Source organism: Flectobacillus sp., assembly GCF_049240685.1.
GTDB lineage: Bacteria > Bacteroidota > Bacteroidia > Cytophagales > Spirosomataceae > Flectobacillus.
On the sequence record NZ_JBMLSD010000228.1, the window covers coordinates 1 to 2,407 of the forward strand.

The following is a 2,407-nucleotide window of genomic DNA, read 5'->3' on the forward strand; positions in this document are numbered from 1 at the left end:
CCTTGCGGTTGCCATGTTGAGTTGGGCAACCGCAAGGGTTGCCACTACTACAATTTTATTTTAAAAACAAAACTTAATCCTTCGTACAGGACTCGTTGTGAATTGTGAATTTATTTTTTCAAATATTAGCACTTTTGTACTTAAAAGTCGTTGGTAAACAGCATATCTATTACTTAATCAAAACTCACTTATCTATCTACACCCTTCTGCTTTCAAAAAAACTTTATTCCCTTCAATTACATAACTGCCATTCATAATTTGACAAAGAATCGTCATGGTTTTATCCAATGACTGGTCTGTAAAATCTGCGGTGATTAAACAGTTTCCTATCGTATTGTTAGTAAGCTCAAATTCTACATCGAACTTGGTCGAGATTTTTTCGATCACATCCGACATACGAGCATCTTCAAAACTCATATTATACTCAGTATTAAGCAAATACGAAGCGGTATTTTCAACGGCTGCTGCTTTAATCTCCCTTTCTTGTGGCATACAAATGGCCTTTTCTGATGGAAGTACCAAGGTATGCTTACTACCATTTGCCAGAGAAACTGCTACTTTGCCAGTAAATACTACCACTTCGATATGATTGCCAACTGGTCGAATATTAAAACTTGTACCTAATACCTTGGTATTCATACCATTGGAGTGAACAATAAAAGGATGACTTGCATCTTTGGCAACCTCAAATAACGCCTCTCCAATCAAATTTACCTCACGAGTAGCACTCACAAAATGCTCGGGGTATGTCAATGAACTGTTTCCCTTTAGCCATATAATACTGCCATCTTCTAAAATCACCTTTTTTGTTTTACCAACTGAAAAGGCTTGAAAAGTTTCATTTTTTAAATCAAAGGTATCATAACCCATCGGGCTCAAAGCAAATATTACTCCCAATAACAACAATACAGACGCGGCAATTCTGGCAATCTTATTGAATCCAAATGATATTATTCTAGCAGGGGTTTGCTCGCTCAAACGTGCTTGAATTTGTTGATACATTTTACTCTTCAAAGCACCTTCTTTAGCGATTTCCTTTTCTAGCGATTCATCGGTCTTTTCGGTCAATGAATCTAACCATTGTTCAATCAAGATTTTCTCAGCAGGCGAACACTTTCCTTGCTGATATTTTTCAAACAGAATTAATAATTTACGGTCTTGCATATTTTTATGATAGTCTACAAAAGAAATCAAAGAATATTTGGACATTTTCGAAAAACACCAAATATGATTTTCCCCCTTTCTACTAGTGAAGTAAATTGACAATGGAATTACACCTACTCCAAAACAAAAAAATTTAATAAAAATTTATTTTTGAGTAAAAATGCTTAAATATTGAGGGGTGTTGATTAAGTGAATCAGTGATTATTTCTCAATTTTGAAGAAAGTCCATCCACTCCTATCCCATTATTCCAAATACGATTATCAAAATCAGAAAATCTCCTAAATCTTCTCGAAGATGTTTGAGGGCTTTTGTCAAATGGTTTTCGACAGTTTTGTGCGAAATATTCAATTGTTGGGCAATTTCTTGAATGCTCAAATGTTGCACACGACTCATGCGAAATACTTCTTGGCATTTTTCGGGTAAGTCGCTCATGCTTTTTTCCAACATCATCCGAAGTTCGTTAAAAGCAATACTCTCATTATTGGAATCATCGAAAAGTTGATCTCGAAAGTGGGAAAATTGTTCCAAATAGTTATTCCTGACTTCGGCCGACTTCATAAAATTCAGCATTTGGAATTTGACGGCTTGATAAAGATAACCCGAAACAGAACTTTCGATTTTGGTCGTTTTGCGATTGGCCCACAAACTTACAAATACCTCCTGAATGATTTCTTCACATGTTTCTTTGTCGCGCAAACGGTTGTAGGCATAAGCGTATAATTTGGACCAATAACGTTCATATATTTCGTCAAAGGCCATTGACTTTCCTTCTTGAAGAAGTGAAAAAAGTTCTATATCGCTATGTGTTGGCGCGCTTTTGATGGGCTTGAATAGAATTATTAATGATGAAAGCTCCTAAATTTGATTTACAAAACTAGGAGACTATTTAAAAAAGCAAAGCTTTTATGCCAGTTTTTTCTAGGAGAATTTTCAAAAAAAGAAATACAAACAGGGTAAAGCTCTCGGTAATTGATAGATTCTCAAAAAAAAACTCTGTAGAAATATTTGTTAAGAACCATCTAACATGAAGATATAAGGAACGAAAATAGCATTATCCTATAAAAAAGATAGACTTAATTCAAAGATAGAATCAAGTAATGGCAATGAATTTCGGATTGGGGATTTCTGATTTCGGAGGTAAAATAAAATACCTTTGTTTTTTACAAAATAATTGTAAAAGCTCCGTAGGAACAACAGAAAGCCATCTTACTATCTTGAAGTCTTTCGCACCTACGGAGCTGA

General features: G+C 34.8%; 2 protein-coding genes. Both read right to left on the reverse strand.

The annotated features are described in order from the left end of the window. Positions 1-192: 192 nt before the first annotated feature. Positions 193-1,209, reverse strand: coding sequence for a FecR family protein (locus tag ACOVQ4_RS10480; RefSeq protein ID WP_421820592.1), 1,017 nt, complete (start codon positions 1,207-1,209; stop codon positions 193-195). Between the two features lie 190 nt (positions 1,210-1,399). Then, complete coding sequence (locus ACOVQ4_RS10485) at positions 1,400-2,005, reverse strand: RNA polymerase sigma-70 factor (RefSeq protein ID WP_421820593.1); 606 nt, start codon at positions 2,003-2,005, stop codon at positions 1,400-1,402. Between the last annotated feature and the right edge of the window lie 402 nt (positions 2,006-2,407).